Source organism: Mycolicibacterium sp. SMGY-1XX (assembly GCF_059132455.1).
On record NZ_CP101139.1, the window covers coordinates 751,896 to 770,455 of the forward strand.

An 18,560-nucleotide genomic window follows, 5' to 3' on the forward strand; every position below is an offset into this window, starting at 1 on the left:
GCCTGTGCATGGGTCTTTACGGCGATCAGTTCAAGGAGAAGGTGGCCATCGTCACCGGTGCCGGTGGCGGTATCGGACAGGCCTACGCGGAAGCACTCGCCCGGGAAGGTGCGGCGGTGGTGGTCGCCGATATCAACACCGACGGCGCGCAGAAGGTCGCCGACGGTATCAGGGGTGAAGGCGGCACGGCGCTGGCCGTCCGGGTCGATGTCTCGGATCCCGAATCGGCGAAGGAGATGGCCGCGCAGACTCTTTCGGAGTTCGGCGGCATCGATTACCTGGTGAACAATGCCGCCATCTTCGGCGGTATGAAGCTGGATTTCCTGATCACCGTGGATTGGGACTACTACAAGAAGTTCATGAGCGTGAACCTCGACGGCGCACTGGTGTGCACCAGGGCGGTGTACCGCAAGATGGCCAAACGCGGTGGCGGCGCCATCGTCAACCAATCCTCCACGGCGGCCTGGCTTTACTCGAACTTCTATGGCCTGGCCAAGGTCGGTATCAACGGCCTGACCCAGCAGCTGGCCACCGAACTCGGCGGCCAGAACATCCGGGTCAACGCGATTGCGCCGGGGCCCATCGACACCGAGGCCAACCGGACCACAACCCCGCAGGAGATGGTCGCCGACATCGTGAAGGGCATCCCCCTCTCGCGTATGGGTGAGCCGGAGGATCTGGTGGGCATGCTGTTGTTCCTGCTGTCCGACCAAGCCAAATGGATCACCGGCCAGATCTTCAACGTCGACGGCGGACAGATCATTCGATGAGTGCACCGGTGAGCGAGCTGAAGCTGGGATACATCGGTCTGGGCAACCAGGGCGCACCGATGGCCAAGAGGCTCGTCGATTGGCCGGGCGGCCTCGTCGTTTTCGACGTTCGGGCGGAGGCGATGAGCCCGCTGACCGAGCTGGGAGCGACGCCGGCGGACACCGTCGCCGACGTCGCCCGGGCTGACGTCATCAGCGTGACCGTGCTCACCGACGCGCAGGTGCGCAGTGTCGTCGGCGAGCTGGCCGAGCATGCCGAACCCGGCACCGTCATCGCCATCCATTCCACGATCGAGCCCGGCACCGCCGGTGAGTTGGCCGAGCAGCTGCGGCCCAGGGGCGTTCACATCGTCGATGCGCCGGTCAGCGGTGGCGCGGCGGCAGCTGACAAGGGTGAACTGGCTGTCATGGTCGGCGCCGACGAGGACGCCTACGCCTTGGTCAAGCCGGTGTTCAAGAAGTGGGCTTCCCTGGTGGTACGCGCCGGCGAACCGGGCGCGGGAACCCGGATGAAGCTGGCCCGGAACATGCTGACGTTCATCGGTTTTGCCGCTGCATGTGAGGCGCAGCAGCTCGCCGAGGCGGCAGGTATCGACTTGCAGAAGCTGGGCCGGGTGGTGCGCCACAGTGATGCGCAGAGCGGTGGGCCCGGCGCGATCATGGCCCGGGATGACACCAAACCGCTGACCCCCGACCACTTCCTGTACGACATGTTCGTCCACACCCGCGGCCTGGGGGAAAAGGACCTGCGGTTGGCGCTCGGCTTGGGTGAGGCGACCGGGGTGGACCTGCCCCTGGCGAAGATCGCGCTGCAGAATCTGGCCACCGGGCTCGGTGTGCCGCACGGCGAAGAAGATGACCGAGGGAAATGACGATGGACGAGCTGCGCCGCAAAGGTCTGCAGAAGATGAACGAGGTCTACGCCTGGGAGATGCCCAACATCGAGGGTGACGAGTACTTCGACCTCACCGTCGAGCATCTCTTCGGCAGCATCTGGACCCGGCCGGGCCTGTCGATGCGCGACAAGCGCCTGATGACCCTGTCGGTGGTGACCGCGCTGGGGCTGCAGGATCTGACCGAGGTACAAGTCAACGCGGCCCTGGAGAACGAAGAGCTCACCGAGGCCGAGCTGAAGGAGATGGCGGTCTTCCTGACCCACTACGTCGGGTTCCCCCTGGGGTCCGGCCTCAACGGCGTGGTCGGCCGGGTCGCGGCCAAGCGCAGGAAAGCCGCGGAGAAGGGCCAAGGCGCGGACAAGAAGTCCAATGTCAACGACGCGGTGCGGATGCATACCGGCAAGAACCTCGGCGAGGAGTGACCGTCAACTGACGTCGCTACTGTATAACTTTCAGTAGGCGGCGAGGCAAAGGGGTGGCATCGTGGTGGCGGACGCACGGCCGGTGTGGTCGCGTGAGCTGCTGATCGACACCGCCGTCGAGTTGTTGGACACCGGGGGCGCGGCGGCCATCACCGTCGACGCGGTGACCACCGCCGCCCAGGTATCTCGGGCCACGCTGTACCGGCAGTTTCCGGGTTGCGGGGAACTGGTCGCGGCCGCGTTCAACGAAACCATCCCGCCCACGCCGCCGCCACCGCCGCCGGGACCGTGGCGGGAGCGGCTCAGCGCGGTACTCGCCGAGCAGGCCCGCGCAGTCACCGAGTCGCCGCATCTGGTGGAAGGCCTGTGCTGGCTGGCGCTCGACCGGGGGTCCGCCGCGCGCCTCGATGAGGTGTTGGTACCTGATGACGCGGACGCCGACGAGCGGCGCGCGCTGTCCGATCACCTGCGGGAATGGTGCCTGGCGCCGCTGTACGACGTCCTGGACTGTCCGCAGGCCAGAGCCGATCTCGGGGAGGTCGACCGGGAACTGGTGTTCGCGTTCCTGGTCGCGCCCACCCTGTGCGGCGCCACCGCTCGGCCCTGGGTGTGGGCCGGCGCCGCGGTCGCTGCCTTCGCTGCCGCTCATGAGGTTGCTCGGCGCGCGTCCTGACACGGTTTAGGCTTGACCCTCGTGCGCGTCCTCGTAATCGGCTCCGGTGCTCGTGAACATGCTCTGCTGCTGGCGTTGGGCAGGGATCCCCAGGTTGACGCGGTGGCAATCGCCCCGGGTAACGCCGGCACCGCCGCAGCGGCCGAACAGCACGACGTCGACATCAGCTCCAGCGACGAAGTGGTGGCGCTGGCCCGCAGGTTCGGCGCCGACCTGGTGGTCATCGGGCCAGAGGTGCCGCTTGTCCTCGGCGTGGCCGATGCGCTGCGTGCCGCCGGTATCGCGGCCTTCGGCCCGTCCAAGGACGCGGCGCGCATCGAGGGCTCGAAGGCGTTCGCCAAGGATGTCATGGCGGCGGCCGGAGTGCGCACCGCTGTCAGCGAGGTCGTCGACAACCCCGGCCACCTCGATGCCGCGCTCGACCGATTCGGTCCGGCGGCCGGCCAACAGGCGTGGGTGGTCAAGGATGACGGGCTGGCCGCCGGCAAAGGTGTGGTGGTGACTCCGGACCGCGACGTCGCGCGCGCCCATGCGGCCGGCCTGCTCGACGGCGGTCACCCCGTGCTGCTCGAGTCGTTCCTCGACGGTCCAGAAGTGTCGCTGTTCTGTGTGGTGGACGGTGAAACGGTGGTGCCGCTGCTGCCGGCTCAGGACTTCAAACGGGTGGGCGACGATGATTCCGGGCCCAACACGGGTGGGATGGGCGCATATGCACCGTTGCCGTGGCTGCCCGACGAGGTGACCGCCCAGATCGTCGACGAGATTGTCAAACCTGTTGCGGCGGAACTGGTCCGCCGCGGCAGTGCGTTCACCGGACTGCTGTACGCGGGGCTGGCCATCACGTCGGGCGGTCCTGCTGTGGTGGAGTTCAACTGCCGCTTCGGCGACCCGGAGACCCAAGCGGTGCTCGCGCTGCTGAAGTCACCGCTGGGCCAGCTGCTCTACGCCGCCTCCACCGGGACATTGAGTGACTTCGGCCCGCTGCGCTGGCAGGACGGTTCGGCGGTCACCGTGGTGATCGCCGCGGAGAACTATCCCGGCCGTCCGCGGCTGGGTGATGTCATCACCGGTGCGGAGGCCGCCGGCGTCCTGCATGCGGGCACCGCCCGCCGCGACGACGGGGCCGTCGTCTCCTCCGGTGGACGGGTGCTGTCGGTGGTGGGAACCGGGTCCGACCTGGCCGCCGCGCGCGACGCCGCCTATGCACTCACAGGGGCGATTCGGTTGCCGGGCAGCCATTTCCGCACCGACATCGGGCTGGCGGCACTGGAAGGCCGCATCCAGCTCTGAGGCCGGGCGGGCTTGTGCGAAACGCTGCCGGAGTCCGTGCGGTATGACTTACAGTTGACGCGTCAGCTGTAATGCCCCCGCACGCGCCAGGAGCCGAGTTGTCCGAAACCGACGCTGACCGCGACGCCGTGGTCGACTGTTGTCCCACACCGCTGGTCCGGGTCGGCACCGTGCTCGGCCACGCCGCGCGGACGGCGCAGGCGTGAGATCTCTTGTCGGCAAACACGCCATCGTCACCGGTGCGGGCTCGGGAATCGGCGCCGCACTGTGCCGCGCGCTGATCGAGGTAGGTGCTCACGTGTTGTGCACCGATGTCGACGGCGATGCGGCCGAGCACACTGCGGCGGGGCTCGGGCCGCGGGCGCGCTCGATCCGGGTCGACGTCACCAACGCCGACTCGGTGCAGGCCGCCGTCGACGACGTGGTGCTGCGCGCCGGGCGCCTGGACCTGATGTTCAACAACGCCGGCATCACCTGGGCCGCCGACACCGAGTTGCTCACGCTGGAGCACTGGAATTCGATCATCGACGTCAACATCCGCGGTGTGGTGCACGGGGTGGCAGCCGCGTACCCACAGATGGTGCAGCAGGGCTCCGGTCACATCATCAACACCGCGTCGATGGCCGGACTGGCCGCCGCCGGCCAGATCACCAGCTACGTGATGACCAAACACGCCGTCGTCGGGCTGTCGCTGGCGTTGCGCAGCGAAGCTGCCGCCCACAACATCGGGGTGCTGGCCCTGTGCCCGGCCGCGGTCGAGACGCCGATCCTGGAGAAGGGATTGATCACCGGCATCAACGGGCGTGAGTTCTACCGAATGGGTCAGCGCAGCAAGGAGTTCTACGACCCGGACCGGCTGGCCCATGACACCCTGCGCGCGATCGACCGCAATCGTGCCCTGCTGGTGGTACCTCGCACGGCGTATGCCGGTTGGCTGCTGGCCCGCTTGGCTCCCGGGTTGATGCAACGCATGTCCATCAGGTTCATGGCCCAGCAGCGCCGGTCGCAACGGGAGTTCTCGGAAGGGGTCCGGCCATGACGGTCCCGGTGTCCATTCCCCGTTATCCCGACGACGTCACCCCGGCATGGCTGTCCGAGGTGCTGCGAGCCGAGGTCGCCGGAGCCGACGTGGTGGCGGTCGGAACGGGTCAGACCGGTGCCACCTACCGGGTGTCGGTCACCTACGCCGGTGATCCAGGCGCGCTGCCGGCGACGTTCGTGATCAAGCTGCCGGCCGCCGACGACACCGTCCGTGACCGTGTAGTCCTGGGTTACCGCAGTGAGTGCGCGTTCTACGAGTCGGTGGCGCACCGGGTGCAGGTCCCGGTGCCGTCCTGTTTTCACTGCGAGATCACCGACGACGCAGCCGATTACGCCTTGCTGCTGACCGACGCGGCGCCGGCTGTCCAGGGCGATCAGATTCTCGGCTGCAACGAGGCGCAGGCACGGTTGGCGGTACGCGCGATCGCCGGTTTGCACGGACCCACCTGGAATCAGCAGGAGTGGCTGACGTTCCCCGGCCTGGCGATGTCGATGCTCGACGATGCGTCCAAGAAGGGGATGGGTGAGGTCGCGGTGATGAGCGCCGACATCACCGTCGAGAAACTGGGAGCCAAGCTGGCTGGCGACGACCGCGCGACATTCGTCGATGTCATGGGCCTGGTCACCCCCTGGCTCGCCGACCTCGGACGCTTCAGCCTGATCCACGGCGACTACCGACTCGACAACGTGCTGTTCCATCCGGACGGGACGCGGATGTGGGTGGTCGACTGGCAGACCCTGGGGGTGGGATTGCCCGCCCGCGACCTCGCGTACTTCGCCGCAACCAGCCTCGAGCCGCGACTGCGCGCCGATCTGGACCGCACATTGGTCGCCGAGTATCACCAGGCCCTGCTGAGCTACGGAGTCACCGGCTACGACCTCGAAACATGTTGGCATGACTACCGGTACGGAATGCTGCAGGCTCCGCTGATCTCCGCGCTGGGCTTCGCCTTCGCCGTCGGCACCGAGCGCGGCGACGATATGGTGGCCACCATGGTGCGCCGCGGTTGCCAGGCGGTACGCGAGCTCGGAACCGCCGAACTGGTGCGGGCCCGCGGCTGACTGACGCGCGTCAGAATTCATTGACCTATGTCAAATGCGGCGTTACTGTCCATGCATCGAGGACAGGAGGCCAACGATGGTCCAGTCTGCACCCACCACCGCGATCATCGGTGCCGGCATCAGCGGCCTGACGGCAGGCAAGATGCTCAAGGACTACGGCATTCCGTACACCACCTTCGAGATGTCGGATCGCATCGGCGGCAACTGGGCCTTCGGCAACCCGAACGGCCGCAGTAGCGCCTACCGCTCGCTGCACATCGATACCTCACGGCATCGTCTGTCCTTCAAGGACTTTCCGATGCCGCAGAGCTATCCGGCCTTTCCGCACCACTCCGACATCAAGGCCTATCTCGACGACTACGCCGACGCCTTCGGGCTCCTCGACCACATCGAGTTCAACAACGGGGTGGTGCACGCCAGGCCCACCGCCGGTGGCTGGGAGATCCAGGACCAGGCCGGTGCCACCCGTCACTTCGATCTGCTCGTCGTCGGAAACGGACACCACTGGGACGCTCGAATGCCGGATTTTCCCGGCACTTTCACCGGCGAGGTCATCCATTCCCATCACTACATCGATCCGCAGACACCGCTCGCCTTGACCGGCAAGCGCATCCTCGTCGTCGGTATCGGCAACAGCGCGGCGGACATCACCGTCGAACTGTCCTCGAAGTCGTTGCAGAACCAGGTGACACTGTCCACGCGGTCGAGTGCCTGGATCGTGCCCAAGTACATCGCCGGCCAGCCCGGCGACAAGCTGTTCCGCACCACGCCGTACCTGCCGTTGTCCTGGCAGCGCAAGGCGATCCAGATGCTGGCGCCGCTACTGGGTACCGATCCGACCTCCTACGGGTTGCCGCCGGCCAACCACAAGCTGTTCGAGGCCCACCCCACCCAGTCGGTGGAACTGCCGTTGCGGCTCGGTTCCGGCGACGTCACCCCCAAACCCAATGTCTCCCGGCTGGACGGCGCCACCGTGCATTTCGAGGACGGGTCCAGCGCCGAGTTCGACGTCATCATCTACGCCACCGGCTACAACATCACCTTCCCGTTCTTCGACCCGGAGTTCCTGAGCGCACCCGACAATCAGATCCGGCTGTACAAGCGGATGTTCAAACCGGGTCTCGACAATCTGGTGTTCATCGGCTTCGCGCAGGCCATCCCCACCCTGTTCCCCTTTGTCGAATGCCAGGCCCGGCTGCTGGCGGCCTATGCGGCGGGGAAGTACGCGCTGCCCCCGGTGGACGAAATGGAGCGGGTCATCGATGCCGACCAGCAGGTGCATGCCGGGCACTGCGTGGACCGGCCGCGGCACACCCAGCAGGTTGATTACTTCTACTACGAGCACGACATCCGGGTGCGCGAGATCCCGGCCGGAATGCGCCGCGCCGCCACACATCTGGCCCGGACATGAGGTCGCGCACCGACCGGCGCCCGCCACCGCGCAGTGACGTGCGGCGCGCGGCGATCCTGGAGGCACTGGATCGTTGGTTGCAGGACTCGGATCTGGAGACCATCAACGTCGCCGACATCGCGGGTGAGGCGGGGGTGACCCGGTCGGCGTTCTACTTCTACTTCGAGAACAAGGCCGCTGCGGTAGCGGCGCTGATGGAGCAGATGGTCGACGAGACGCTACGCGTCAGTGACGAGTTCACCGGTTCGACAGGCCCTCCGCAGGCCCGGATACAGACCATGCTCGATGGGTTGATCCTCATGTGGACCCGGCATCGGCACCTCTTCAAGGCGATGCTGGAAGCGCGTGGTTCCGGTGGCACCATCCGGGAGATCTGGGATGACGCCACCGCCTCCTTCGTCGACTCCGTGGCGGCGATGATCCGTGCCGACCGTGCGGCGGGTCGCGCACCGGAAGGTCTGGACGCCTCGGTGCTGGCGTCGGTTCTGCTGGACGTCAACGGCCGCATGCTCGAGCGGCTCACCCTTGGCGGGGTGTTGACGAGGGCCCAGCTCATCGACGGCATCGCGGCGATATGGCTCAGTACGATCTACGGCATCGCGTGGATGCCGCAGCGGTCCCAGGAGACGGCATGACATACACCGATATCGACTTCCCCTCTGAAGGAACACGCTGCACCGGATGGCATTTCGTGGGCGCCTGCGACGCGCTGTCGGGTGCGCGGGGCAGACCGGTGGTGGTCATGGGCCACGGTTTCGGTGGTACCAAGGACTCCGGGCTGCAACCGTTCGCCGAGAACTTCAGCGCCGCGGGCCTGGACGTTCTGGCCTTCGACTACCGGGGTTTCGGTTCTTCGGAAGGTGTCCCGCGACAGCAGATCTCGATCGAGCGCCAGGTGCGGGACTACCAGGCCGCGATGGCTGCGGCCAAGAAACTCGACGGTGTGGATCCGGACCGGATCGTGCTGTGGGGGTCGTCGTTGTCCGGCGGCCACGTCATCCGCGCCGGCGCCGGCCGTGGTGATGTCGCGGCGGTGATCGCGATGACGCCGCTGACCAACTCCCTGGCAACAGCCCGTGCGATTCTGGCCCAGTACAGCGTGTGGAGTGCTTTGCGCGCCACCGCCAACGGCGTGCGTTCGCGGATCGCCGTCGCGCGGGGGCGGGCGCCGGTCATGATGCCGCTGGTGTCCACCCCCGGCGGTGCCGGAGCGCTGGCGCTCGACGGGGCCTACGACAGCTACGTGGGGATGTCCGGACCCACCTGGCGCAACGAGGTCGACGCCGCGGTGGGCTTGGAACTCGCGACCATCAAGACCAAGGCGCACGCCAAGACTCTGCGCGGGAAACTGTTGGTGCAGATCGCCGATTTCGACAGGTATGTCCCCGCCGACGCGGTGGCCAGAACGGCGGTGCACGGCCAGGGCCAGGTGCACCGTTACCCGTGCGATCACTTCGACGTGTGGCCAGGCCACGACTGGTTCGACAAGGCCTCCACCGATCAGGTCCGGTTCCTGCAGCGGGTACTGGCCGCCACCACACGGTCTGAGGTGCCGGCCATCTAGGGTGGGGCGGTGGCCAACGAGGAGATGCGGGACAACTGGTCCGAACGTGGCACCAGTTGGGTGACGAACGAGCGCATCTTCGAAGCCGTACTCGCCCCCTTTACCGAACCGATCCTCCGCGCCGTCGGAGTTCGCCCGGGGGACCGGTTACTCGATATCGGTTGCGGTTCAGGGACTTTGCTGCAACGGGCCATTTCGGCCGGCGCCTCCGCCGTCGGCGTCGACATCTCTGATGTGATGGTGGAAGCAGCGCGCCGGCGGGCCGCAGAGGCCACGGTGCTGTTGGCCGACGCTCAGACCGCCGACCTCCGCGCGCTGGGCCCCTTCGACCGGGTGGTGTCGCGGTTCGGGGTGATGTTCTTCGAGGATCCGGTGGCGGCCTTCACCAACATCCGTGCCGCCACCGCTGCCGGTGCCACCCTCGCCTTCGTCTGCTGGCGTGATGCCGACAATCCGATGTTCACCCTGGGCAACAGCGTGCTGGCCGCCCGCCTCCAGAATCCCGCTCTGGCATCGGCGTCCGACCCGGTGGGGCCCCTGGCCTTCGGCGACCGGCGCCGGCCGCGTCAGATACTCACCGAGGCCGGCTGGCATGACATCACCGTCGAGCCCTTCGACGGTATCTGTGACTACGGGATCGACGGCAGTGACGGGGTGGAGGAGCGGTTGGCCGTGGTGCTGACCAGTTCCACGGGCCGCGCCGCGCGTGCGGAACTGGAACTCGGACTCGGCGCCGCGGGCTGGGCGGCGCTGGTCGAGGACGTCCGCGCTGAACTGCGCCGCCACCTCGTCGACGGGGTGGTCAAGTTCGTGGGCCGGGTCTGGGTGGTTTCGGCGGTGGCGTAGGACCAGGACCCAGCCGGCGAACGCATGCTCTCTAGAACACCGTCGCACCCAGATCCACGGCGATCCGTGCCGCGGTGACCATCCTGGATTCGTCGGACGCCAGCCAGGCCACCGCATCGGAGATGTCCTCTGGTTGTGCGATGTACTCCGGCAGGAACGGCGTCACCATATTCATCAGACCGGGATTGGTCTCGTTGGCGCGGTTGAGCGCCGCCATCATGTCGCCGGTGCCCATCGGGGTGTTGACCGCGCCAGGGTGCAGACTGTTGACGCGTACCGAATGCTTGCCCAGTTCTGCGGCGAAGGCACGGGCCATTCCGGTGACGGCGTGTTTGCTCGCCGTGTAGTGCACCATGAATGGCTGCATCTTGAGACCCGCCGCTGAGCTGATGAGGATGATCGAACCGCCGCGGCCTCCGTCGATGATCTTCTGTGCGCCTGCCATGACGGTGTTCCAGGTGCCGGTGACGTTGATGTCCATCACGTCTTTGAAGGACTCGGGACTGGTCTCGTTCCATGCTTCGGGCACCGTGATGCCGGCATTGGCGACGATGACATCGAGTCTGCCGAATTCGGTGACGCCCTTGTCCACGGCGGCGGTCAGCCCGGCGAGATCTCGGGTGTCCACCGCCGAGGCCAGGATCCGGCGGCCGGTCTTCTCGACCAGCCGCACGGTCTCTGCCAGGTCCTCCGGCGTCGCCGAGTCGTACGGGACACTGCGCGGCAGCGGCCCGGCCAGATCGACGGCGATGATGTCGGCCCCCTCCTGTGCCAGTCGCACGGCGTGCGCCCGGCCTTGGCCGCGTGCGGCTCCGGTGATGAAAGCCACTCTGTCGGTGAGTTTTCCGCTCATCAAGTCCTCTCACTGGGTTGACCCTGGGTTCACGACTAACTTAGCCAGGCTAACCGATTGTGGCCAGCGGGGGCGGCTAGGCTCGGCCCATGTGGCCTGACACCTGTCGAACCGGGGTTGTGCCACTCCGACGTAGCGTGACATTGTGGCGGGTATTTGTAAAGTATGCCGATGGCCGGTCCCAGACGCGAGGAGCATGCCGAGGATGACTGTTACGACCGAAGTCGGTGATGACGACTTCCGCGAGATCCTGGCGCAGACCCGGCACTTCATCCGGACCGCCGTGGTGCCTCGCGAAGCGGAGATCCTGGCTGACGACCGGGTGCCCGATGACCTGCGCGAGCAGGCCAAGAAGATGGGGTTGTTCGGCTACGCGATTCCGCAACAGTGGGGCGGGCTGGGGCTCAACCTCATGCAGGATGTCGAGCTGGCAATGGAATTCGGCTACACGTCGCTGGCGCTGCGCTCGATGTTCGGCACCAACAACGGGATCGCCGGTCAGGTGCTGGTCGGGTTTGGCACCGAGGAGCAGAAGACCACCTGGCTGGAGGGGATCGCCAGTGGTGAGGTGGTGGCCTCCTTCGCGTTGACCGAAGCCGGCGCGGGTTCCAATCCGTCGGGTCTGCGCACCAAAGCGGTCCGTGACGGCGCCCACTGGGTGATCTCGGGGGAGAAGCGCTTCATCACCAACGCCCCGACGGCCGATCTTTTTGTGGTGTTCGCCCGCACCCGGCCTGCGGACGCCGCCGGCGCCGGAATCGCGGTCTTCCTGGTTCCCGCGGACGCAGCGGGAGTCGAAGTGGGTGTCAAGGATGCCAAGATGGGCCAGGAGGGTGCCTGGACCTCCGATGTCCGCCTCGCCGATGTGCGGGTGCCGGAGACGGCGCTGGTCGGTGGCAGTGAGGACCACGGCTACCGCGCTGCCATGACCTCACTGGCGCGCGGACGGGTGCACATCGCCGCGCTGGCGGTGGGGGCCGCGCAGCGGGTGCTCGACGAATCGGTGGCCTACGCGGCGACGGCCACCCAAGGCGGCACCGCGATCGGTGACTTCCAGCTGGTGCAGGCCATGATCGCCGATCAGCAGACCGGCGTGCTGGCCGGTCGAGCACTGGTGCGTGAGGCGGCCTGCCAGTGGGTGACCGAGGAGGACCGCCGCATCGCGCCGTCGGCGGCCAAACTGTTCTGCACCGAAATGGCCGGCCAGGTCGCCGATCTGGGAGTGCAGATCCACGGTGGGACCGGCTACATGCGTGGAGTGCCGGTGGAGCGGATCTATCGCGAGGTCCGCCTGCTCAGACTGTACGAGGGCACCAGCGAGATCCAGCGGTTGATCATCGGCGGCGGCTTGGTCAAAGCCGCCAAGAAGAAGATGGGGTGAGTTGATGGCGTTGTTGTCCGGACGTACCGCGGTGATCACCGGTGGTGCCCAGGGGCTCGGGTATGCGATCGCCGAGCGGTTTGTCGCCGAAGGCGCGCGGGTGGTGCTCGGGGATCTCGATCTGGTGGCCACCCAGGCTGCGGCCGCCCGCCTCGGGGACGATGTGGCCGCGGCGGTGCGCTGCGACGTCACCAGCGGCGAGGAGGTGGCGACGTTGGTCGGTGCCGCGGTGAGCACATTCGGGAGCCTGGACATCATGGTCAACAACGCCGGCATCACCCGCGATGCGACCATCCGCAAGATGACCGAGGACCAGTTCGACCAGGTGATCTCGGTGCATCTGAAAGGAACCTGGAACGGGATCCGGCATGCTGCGGCGATCATGCGGGAGAACAAAACTGGGGCGATCGTCAACATGTCCTCGATCTCGGGAAAGGTCGGCATGGTGGGTCAGACGAATTATTCGGCAGCCAAAGCCGGCATCGTCGGGATGACGAAGGCGGCCTCGAAGGAACTCGCCCACCTGGGCGTGAGGGTCAACGCGATTCAGCCGGGCCTGATCCGGTCCGCCATGACCGAGGCCATGCCGCAACGGATTTGGGACTCCAAGGTCGCGGAGGTGCCCATGGGGCGAGCCGGTGAACCCGGTGAGGTCGCCAACGTCGCGCTGTTCCTGGCGTCGGACCTGTCGTCCTATATGACGGGCACCGTGCTGGAGGTCACCGGCGGGCGGCACCTGTGAGGCGAGTGAGCGGAAGGAGCGCCAGCGAGTGACGGGAACGAGGCGAACGAATCCGGCACCTGTGAGGCGAGTGAGCGGAAGGAGCGCCAGCGAGTGACGGGAACGAGGCGAACGAATCCGGCACCTGTGGAAGAGGTGGTGATCTGTGAGCCGGTGCGCACACCGATCGGCCGCTACGGCGGCATGTTCAAGGCGCTGACGGCCGTCGACCTCGGGGTGGCTGCGCTGCGGGGGCTGTTGCAGCGCACCGGGATCGCACCCGATGCGGTGGAGGACGTCATCCTGGGGCACTGCTATCCGAACAGCGAGGCGCCGGCCATCGGCCGGGTGGTTGCGCTCGACGCCGGTCTGCCCGTCACGGTGCCCGGCATGCAGATCGACCGGCGGTGTGGCTCCGGCCTGCAAGCGGTGATCCAGGCGGCGCTACAGGTGGGCAGCGGGAACAACGACCTGGTGATCGCCGGCGGGGCCGAGAGCATGAGCAACGTGGTGTTCTACTCCACCGATATGCGGTGGGGCGGCGCACGCACCGGGGTGCAGATCCACGACGCGCTGGCCCGCGGCCGGACCACGGCGGGCGGCAGTAGCCACCCGGTGCCCGGCGGCATGCTGGAGACCGCGGAGAACCTGCGACGGCAGTACGGCATCGGCCGCGACGAGCAGGACCGGTTGGCGGTGACCTCGCATTCGCGGGCAGTGGCGGCGCAGAAAGAAGGCATCCTCGCCGAGGAGATCATCCCGGTCAGTGTGCCGACCCGCGGTGGTGACGAGCTGATCGACACCGACGAGCATCCCCGCGCCGACACGTCGGTCGAGTCGCTGGCCAAGCTGAAACCGATTCTCGGCAAACAGGATCCGGAGGCCACCGTCACCGCCGGAAACTCCAGTGGCCAGAATGACGCGGCGTCGATGTGTGTGGTCACCACCCCGGAGAAGGCGCGTGAACTCGGCCTGACCCCACTGGTGAGTCTGGTGTCGTGGGCGGTGGCCGGGGTGGCGCCGGACATCATGGGCATCGGACCGGTGCCCGCGACCGAGGCCGCTCTCGGCAAGGCGGGGCTGACGCTGGCCGACATCGACCTGATCGAACTCAACGAGGCGTTCGCGGCCCAGGCGCTGGCAGTGCTGCGGGAATGGAACGCCGGTGAAGACGATCTGGCGCGCATCAACGTGCACGGCTCGGGTCTCTCGCTCGGCCACCCGGTGGGAGCCACCGGCGGCCGGATGCTGGCGACGCTGGCCCGGGAGTTGAACCGGCGGCAGGCGCGTTACGGCCTGGAGACCATGTGCATCGGCGGCGGACAAGGCCTGGCTGCGGTTTTCGAGAGGTATGACTCATGACGAAACTCGCTCAGACACTGGGGCTTTCCGAGTTCCAAACGGAGATCCTCGCCACGGTCCGGCAATTTGTGGACAAGGAGATCATCCCGAACGCCTCGGACCTGGAGCGTACCGACACCTATCCTCAGGCCATCGTCGATGCCATGAAGGAGATGGGCCTGTTCGGCTTGATGATTCCCGAAGCGTACGGCGGCCTGGGCGAATCGCTGCTGACCTATGCGCTGTGTGTCGAGGAACTCGCCCGCGGCTGGATGAGCGTCTCGGGCGTCATCAACACACACTTCATCGTCGCCTACATGATCCGTCAACACGGTACCGATGCCCAGAAACAGCACTTCCTGCCGAAGATGGCCACCGGCGAGACGCGAGGTGCCTTCTCGATGTCCGAACCCGAACTCGGATCGGATGTCGCAGCCATCCGGACCCGCGGCACCAGAAACGACGACGGCACTTACACCATCAACGGCCAGAAGATGTGGCTGACCAACGGCGGCAGCTCCACTCTGGTGGCCGCCCTGGTGCGCACCGACGAAGGTGCCGACAAACCGCACCGGAACCTGACGGCGTTCCTGATCGAGAAACCCTCGGGGTTCGGCGAAGTGCTGCCGGGCCTGGTCATCCCGGGCAAGCTCGACAAGCTCGGCTACAAGGGCATCGACACCACCGAGTTGATCTTCGACGGGTACACCGCGTCAGCAACCGACGTGCTGGGAGAGGAACCCGGGCACGGTTTCTTCCAGATGATGGACGGTGTCGAGGTCGGGCGGGTCAACGTCTCAGCCCGGGCCTGCGGCGTCGGCATCCGCGCCTTCGAACTCGCCGCGCGGTACGCGCAGCAGCGTCAAACGTTCGGTAAACCCATCGCCGAACACCAGGCCATCGCCTTCCAGCTCGCCGAGATGGCCACCAAAGTCGAAGCCGCACACCTGATGATGGTCAACGCCGCCCGGTTGAAGGACTCCGGCGAACGCAACGACGTCGCAGCCGGAATGGCGAAGTATCTGGCCAGCGAGTTCTGCTCCGAGGTCACCCAGCAGAGCTTTCGCATCCACGGTGGGTACGGCTACTCCAAGGAGTACGAGATCGAACGACTGATGCGCGACGCCCCGTTCCTGTTGATCGGCGAGGGCACCAGCGAGATCCAGAAGAACATCATCAGCAAGCGACTGCTCGAGGACTACCGGATCTGAGCAGTTTCCCAAAACTGTCTACGCGAGCGTCAAAATCCTCTAACTTGACGCTTGTCAACGGAAGTAGTCTTTGGGAGGTCTCGTGGCACGGTTGTCGGCGTTGATGGGAGCGGGTGCGGTTGCTGCGGGTGTTTCGGCCGCACTCATCGCCGGAGCTGACCTGGCGAGCGCGGACACGGGAGCGGACACCTCGACATCTGCCGACACCAGCGCCGACTCGTCGGACAAGGACGAAACGACAGGTCCCCGCCGGCAGGCCCGGGAGGCATCTGAGAGACGAGGTGCGTACTCGACCACCCGTGCCGACGACACCGACACGGAGGACGCCGACGATACGGACGACGCCGATAGCGAAGACGCCGAAGATGCCGACACCGACACCGACACCGACACCGACTCCGACGACAAGACGCAGCAAGGTGCCGAGGAAGCGGCGGAAACCGCCGCCGAAGTCGTGATCGTCGACGACGACATCCCGTCGGCGGACGAGCCGGATCAGGCGCCGGCAGAGATCGAGTCCGCCGATCCGGCACCCGTCACCCCGGATGTGGAACCCGCCGTCGCGCTGGTCGGCCGGTACGGCGCGTCGCCCGAGGAACGTGCGGTCCGCACGGCGCTGACCCCCACGGAGACTCCGGCTCTGGCTGCTGTGCCGCAGCGCACCCTGCAGGAACTGGTCCAGTCGTTCATCTTCGACTTCGTCGGGGTGGCCGTCACCTTCATCGCCGGGCCCCCGGTGGTACCGCCGGGCAGCACGGTCACCGTTCGCACATCGTCTTTGGAGATCACCGAAGGACGCAACGTCCCGGCCCATTGGTATTACCCCGAGGGTGACGAACCGCCGCAGCGAATCATCCTGCTGCAACACGGTTTCCTGGGCGTCGGTGCGATGTACAGCTACACCGCGGCCAATCTGGCCGAGACCACCAACAGCATCGTCGTGGTCCCGACGCTGTCCTCGAACCGCTACGTCGCGGACGGATTCTGGCTGGGTGACGATCAGGCGCTGCGCGCCACCGCCGCGTTGTTCCTCGGCAACCGAGACGCCTTGACAGCCAGTGCGATCGCCGCCGGTTACGCGCAGCGATACGGTGCGGGGGTTGCTCTGCCGGGCAGGTTCGCACTTGTCGGGCACTCGCTCGGCGGCAATCTGGTGGCTGGGGCGGCGGGGTACTACGCGGATGCGGTGATCGCCGGTGGTGAAGCCAATCAGCTGGCGGGCGTGGTTCTGCTCGATGCTGCGCCCCAGCAGAACGTGCTGCCCGAGGCGCTGGACAAGCTCGACGGGCTCGGTACCTACATCCCGGTGCTGGAACTCGGCGCTCCCAAAGAATCCCGCAGGGTGGATGCGGCCCTGAATGAACACCGGCCGGGCAAGTTCAACGGTGTGGTGCTCGAGAACGGCAAACACCTCGATGCCATGGAGGGGGGCACCTGGCTCATCCAGTTGATATCGCATCTCTACCAAGGCTTTCCGACGGCGCAGAATCAGGCGGCCGCGCAGACGCTCATCGACGGGTGGGTCGCCGACATCCTCGACGGCCGCATCGATCCGGCGACGGGGAGGTGTGACGGTGACGACTGCGCGGGCATCTACGGCACGCCCGGTCAGACTCTGCCTCTCGAAACGCCGGTGGGTCCCACCAGTGGGACCGTGATCGGGGTGCTCCTGCCCGCGCGGTCAGCCGAGTTCCGGCCGTGGTCTGCCACCGCCGTGGTGGCACCGAGCCGGCCGGTCGCCACCGGGCCACTTCTGCGGCTGTGATCACCCGCCTCACCGCAACGGTGTACCGACGCTAGTACAGTAATGGCGACGGTAAGGGGGTGGAGACGTGATGGTGCTGGACGGTATCCGGGTGCTCGACTATGGCCGGTTCATCGCCGCCCCGTGGTGCAGCGCGCTGCTGGCGGATATGGGTGCCGACGTGCTGCGGGTGGAGAAACGCGAAGGGGGAGAGGACCGTTGGGTGCAGTCGGTGACCGACACCGGCGAGGGTGGCACCTTCCTGCAGTGCAACCGCAACAAGCGGTCCTTGACCCTGGATTCCACCACGCCGGAGGGCGCCGAGATCACCCGGAAACTGGTGGCGCGCGCTGACATCGTGGTGGCCAACATGCCGGCCGCAGGTATGCGGGCCAGCGGACTGGACTACGAGACGTTGAGAGCGGTGAAGCCCGACATCATCCTGGCCAGCGCCACCGCATACGGCGAAGGCGGACCGTACAGCGGGCGCATCGGATTCGACGGGGCCGGACAGGTGATGTCCGGTGCCACCCATCGCCAGGGTCTGCCCGACCAACCCATCCGAACCGTGGTGCCGTACGCCGACTTCGGGACGGCGTTGACACTGACGATCGGGGTGATGATGGCGCTGTACCACCGCGACCGGACCGGACAGGGCCAGCATGTGGAGGGGGCGCTGTTGCCGACGGCGATGATGCTGTCGAACGCGTTCCTGATCGAACGGGATCTGCTGGGAATCGACAAGCCGCGGATGGGCAACCGCGGCACGTCCGTCGCGCCGTGTGACCTCTACCGGTCGGCGGACGGCGGCTGGGTGCTGCTTCAGGTGGCCGGCCAACCGATGTTCCGGCGCTGGTGCCAACTGGTGGGGCGCGACGAGTTGTTCGACGATCCCCGCTTCGCCGACGACGACCGGCGGTGGGAGCACGGCGACGAGCTCAACGACATCATGTCGCAGTGGTGCGCCGACAAAACCAAAGCGGAGATCCTCACCCTGCTGGAGCGGGCGAAACTTCCTGCCGCACCCATGCATTCGACAAAGGATGTGCTGGACGACCCGCATGTTCGGGCGATGGGCTATCTGCAGCGGGTACCGTTCCCCGGTGCGCCTCGTGACGTGCCGGTGATCGAGACGCCCTTCCGGATGTCGGCGACACCGGGAACCATCCGCCGGCGTGCTCCACTGCTCGGTGAGCACACCGAGGAAGTGCTGACCGAGATCGGCTACGACGCTGCACACATCGCCGAACTCCGCGAGCGCGCGATCGTCTGACCGCGCTCACGCACTCAGAACGGCCTACGCCGCAACAACACCGCGGCCATCACAACAGTCC

General features: G+C 66.8%; 18 protein-coding genes. 17 read left to right on the forward strand and 1 reads right to left on the reverse strand.

The window, feature by feature from the left end:
- Nucleotides 1-8 precede the first annotated feature (8 nt).
- The 11 genes from NL241_RS03605 (at nt 9) to NL241_RS03655 (ending at nt 9,975) form a co-directional block, all read left to right on the forward strand.
- A complete protein-coding gene (locus NL241_RS03605) occupies nt 9-770 on the forward strand; it encodes an SDR family oxidoreductase (RefSeq protein ID WP_487694304.1) in 762 nt (253 codons plus the stop codon).
- A gap of 8 nt (nt 771-778) precedes the next feature.
- A complete protein-coding gene (locus tag NL241_RS03610; protein WP_494396795.1) occupies nt 779-1,642 on the forward strand; it encodes an NAD(P)-dependent oxidoreductase in 864 nt (287 codons plus the stop codon).
- Nucleotides 1,643-1,644: 2 nt separating this feature from the next.
- Entirely contained in the window at nt 1,645-2,088 is a 444-nt protein-coding gene (locus NL241_RS03615) for a carboxymuconolactone decarboxylase family protein (RefSeq protein ID WP_487694306.1), read from the forward strand.
- A gap of 61 nt (nt 2,089-2,149) precedes the next feature.
- The gene (locus tag NL241_RS03620) at nt 2,150-2,761 is read left to right on the forward strand and encodes a TetR/AcrR family transcriptional regulator (RefSeq protein WP_487694307.1); all 612 of its coding nucleotides are present in this window, start codon (nt 2,150-2,152) and stop codon (nt 2,759-2,761) included.
- Between the two features lie 21 nt (nt 2,762-2,782).
- The gene (gene purD, locus NL241_RS03625; protein WP_494396796.1) at nt 2,783-4,051 is read left to right on the forward strand and encodes a phosphoribosylamine--glycine ligase; all 1,269 of its coding nucleotides are present in this window, start codon (nt 2,783-2,785) and stop codon (nt 4,049-4,051) included.
- Between the two features lie 202 nt (nt 4,052-4,253).
- Entirely contained in the window at nt 4,254-5,090 is an 837-nt protein-coding gene (locus tag NL241_RS03630; RefSeq protein WP_494396797.1) for an SDR family NAD(P)-dependent oxidoreductase, read from the forward strand.
- A complete protein-coding gene (locus NL241_RS03635) occupies nt 5,087-6,154 on the forward strand; it encodes a phosphotransferase family protein (RefSeq protein WP_494396798.1) in 1,068 nt (355 codons plus the stop codon). Before NL241_RS03630 ends, NL241_RS03635 begins: the two co-directional genes overlap by 4 nt.
- 76 nt (nt 6,155-6,230) lie before the next feature.
- The gene (locus NL241_RS03640) at nt 6,231-7,565 is read left to right on the forward strand and encodes a flavin-containing monooxygenase (protein WP_494396799.1); all 1,335 of its coding nucleotides are present in this window, start codon (nt 6,231-6,233) and stop codon (nt 7,563-7,565) included.
- Nucleotides 7,562-8,200, forward strand: a complete 639-nt coding sequence (locus tag NL241_RS03645; protein WP_487694312.1) for a TetR/AcrR family transcriptional regulator — start codon at nt 7,562-7,564, stop codon at nt 8,198-8,200. The genes NL241_RS03640 and NL241_RS03645 overlap by 4 nt, the downstream gene beginning before the upstream one ends.
- Entirely contained in the window at nt 8,197-9,129 is a 933-nt protein-coding gene (locus NL241_RS03650) for an alpha/beta hydrolase (protein WP_494396800.1), read from the forward strand. The genes NL241_RS03645 and NL241_RS03650 overlap by 4 nt, the downstream gene beginning before the upstream one ends.
- Before the next feature lie 9 nt (nt 9,130-9,138).
- A complete protein-coding gene (locus tag NL241_RS03655; RefSeq protein WP_494396801.1) occupies nt 9,139-9,975 on the forward strand; it encodes a class I SAM-dependent methyltransferase in 837 nt (278 codons plus the stop codon).
- A gap of 31 nt (nt 9,976-10,006) precedes the next feature.
- On the opposite strand, the gene NL241_RS03660 is transcribed toward NL241_RS03655, so the two are convergent.
- A complete protein-coding gene (locus NL241_RS03660; protein ID WP_494396802.1) occupies nt 10,007-10,828 on the reverse strand; it encodes a mycofactocin-coupled SDR family oxidoreductase in 822 nt (273 codons plus the stop codon).
- A 205-nt stretch (nt 10,829-11,033) separates the two neighbouring features.
- Between NL241_RS03660 and NL241_RS03665 the strand changes: the two genes are divergently transcribed.
- The 6 genes from NL241_RS03665 to NL241_RS03690 all read left to right on the forward strand — a co-directional run bounded on the left by NL241_RS03665 (nt 11,034) and on the right by NL241_RS03690 (nt 18,499).
- Nucleotides 11,034-12,209, forward strand: a complete 1,176-nt coding sequence (locus NL241_RS03665; RefSeq protein ID WP_494396803.1) for an acyl-CoA dehydrogenase family protein — start codon at nt 11,034-11,036, stop codon at nt 12,207-12,209.
- A gap of 4 nt (nt 12,210-12,213) precedes the next feature.
- Complete coding sequence (gene fabG, locus NL241_RS03670) at nt 12,214-12,951, forward strand: 3-oxoacyl-ACP reductase FabG (RefSeq protein ID WP_487694320.1); 738 nt, start codon at nt 12,214-12,216, stop codon at nt 12,949-12,951.
- Between the two features lie 126 nt (nt 12,952-13,077).
- Nucleotides 13,078-14,292 carry an acetyl-CoA C-acetyltransferase gene (locus NL241_RS03675; protein ID WP_494398235.1) on the forward strand — a complete coding sequence of 405 codons (1,215 nt, stop codon included), beginning with the start codon at nt 13,078-13,080 and terminating at the stop codon, nt 14,290-14,292.
- Nucleotides 14,289-15,482 carry an acyl-CoA dehydrogenase family protein gene (locus NL241_RS03680; protein ID WP_494396804.1) on the forward strand — a complete coding sequence of 398 codons (1,194 nt, stop codon included), beginning with the start codon at nt 14,289-14,291 and terminating at the stop codon, nt 15,480-15,482. Before NL241_RS03675 ends, NL241_RS03680 begins: the two co-directional genes overlap by 4 nt.
- An 82-nt stretch (nt 15,483-15,564) precedes the next feature.
- Nucleotides 15,565-17,247, forward strand: coding sequence for an alpha/beta hydrolase (locus tag NL241_RS03685; RefSeq protein ID WP_494396805.1), 1,683 nt, complete (start codon nt 15,565-15,567; stop codon nt 17,245-17,247).
- 70 nt (nt 17,248-17,317) lie between these two features.
- Nucleotides 17,318-18,499, forward strand: coding sequence for a CaiB/BaiF CoA transferase family protein (locus NL241_RS03690; protein WP_494398236.1), 1,182 nt, complete (start codon nt 17,318-17,320; stop codon nt 18,497-18,499).
- Nucleotides 18,500-18,560 lie beyond the last annotated feature (61 nt).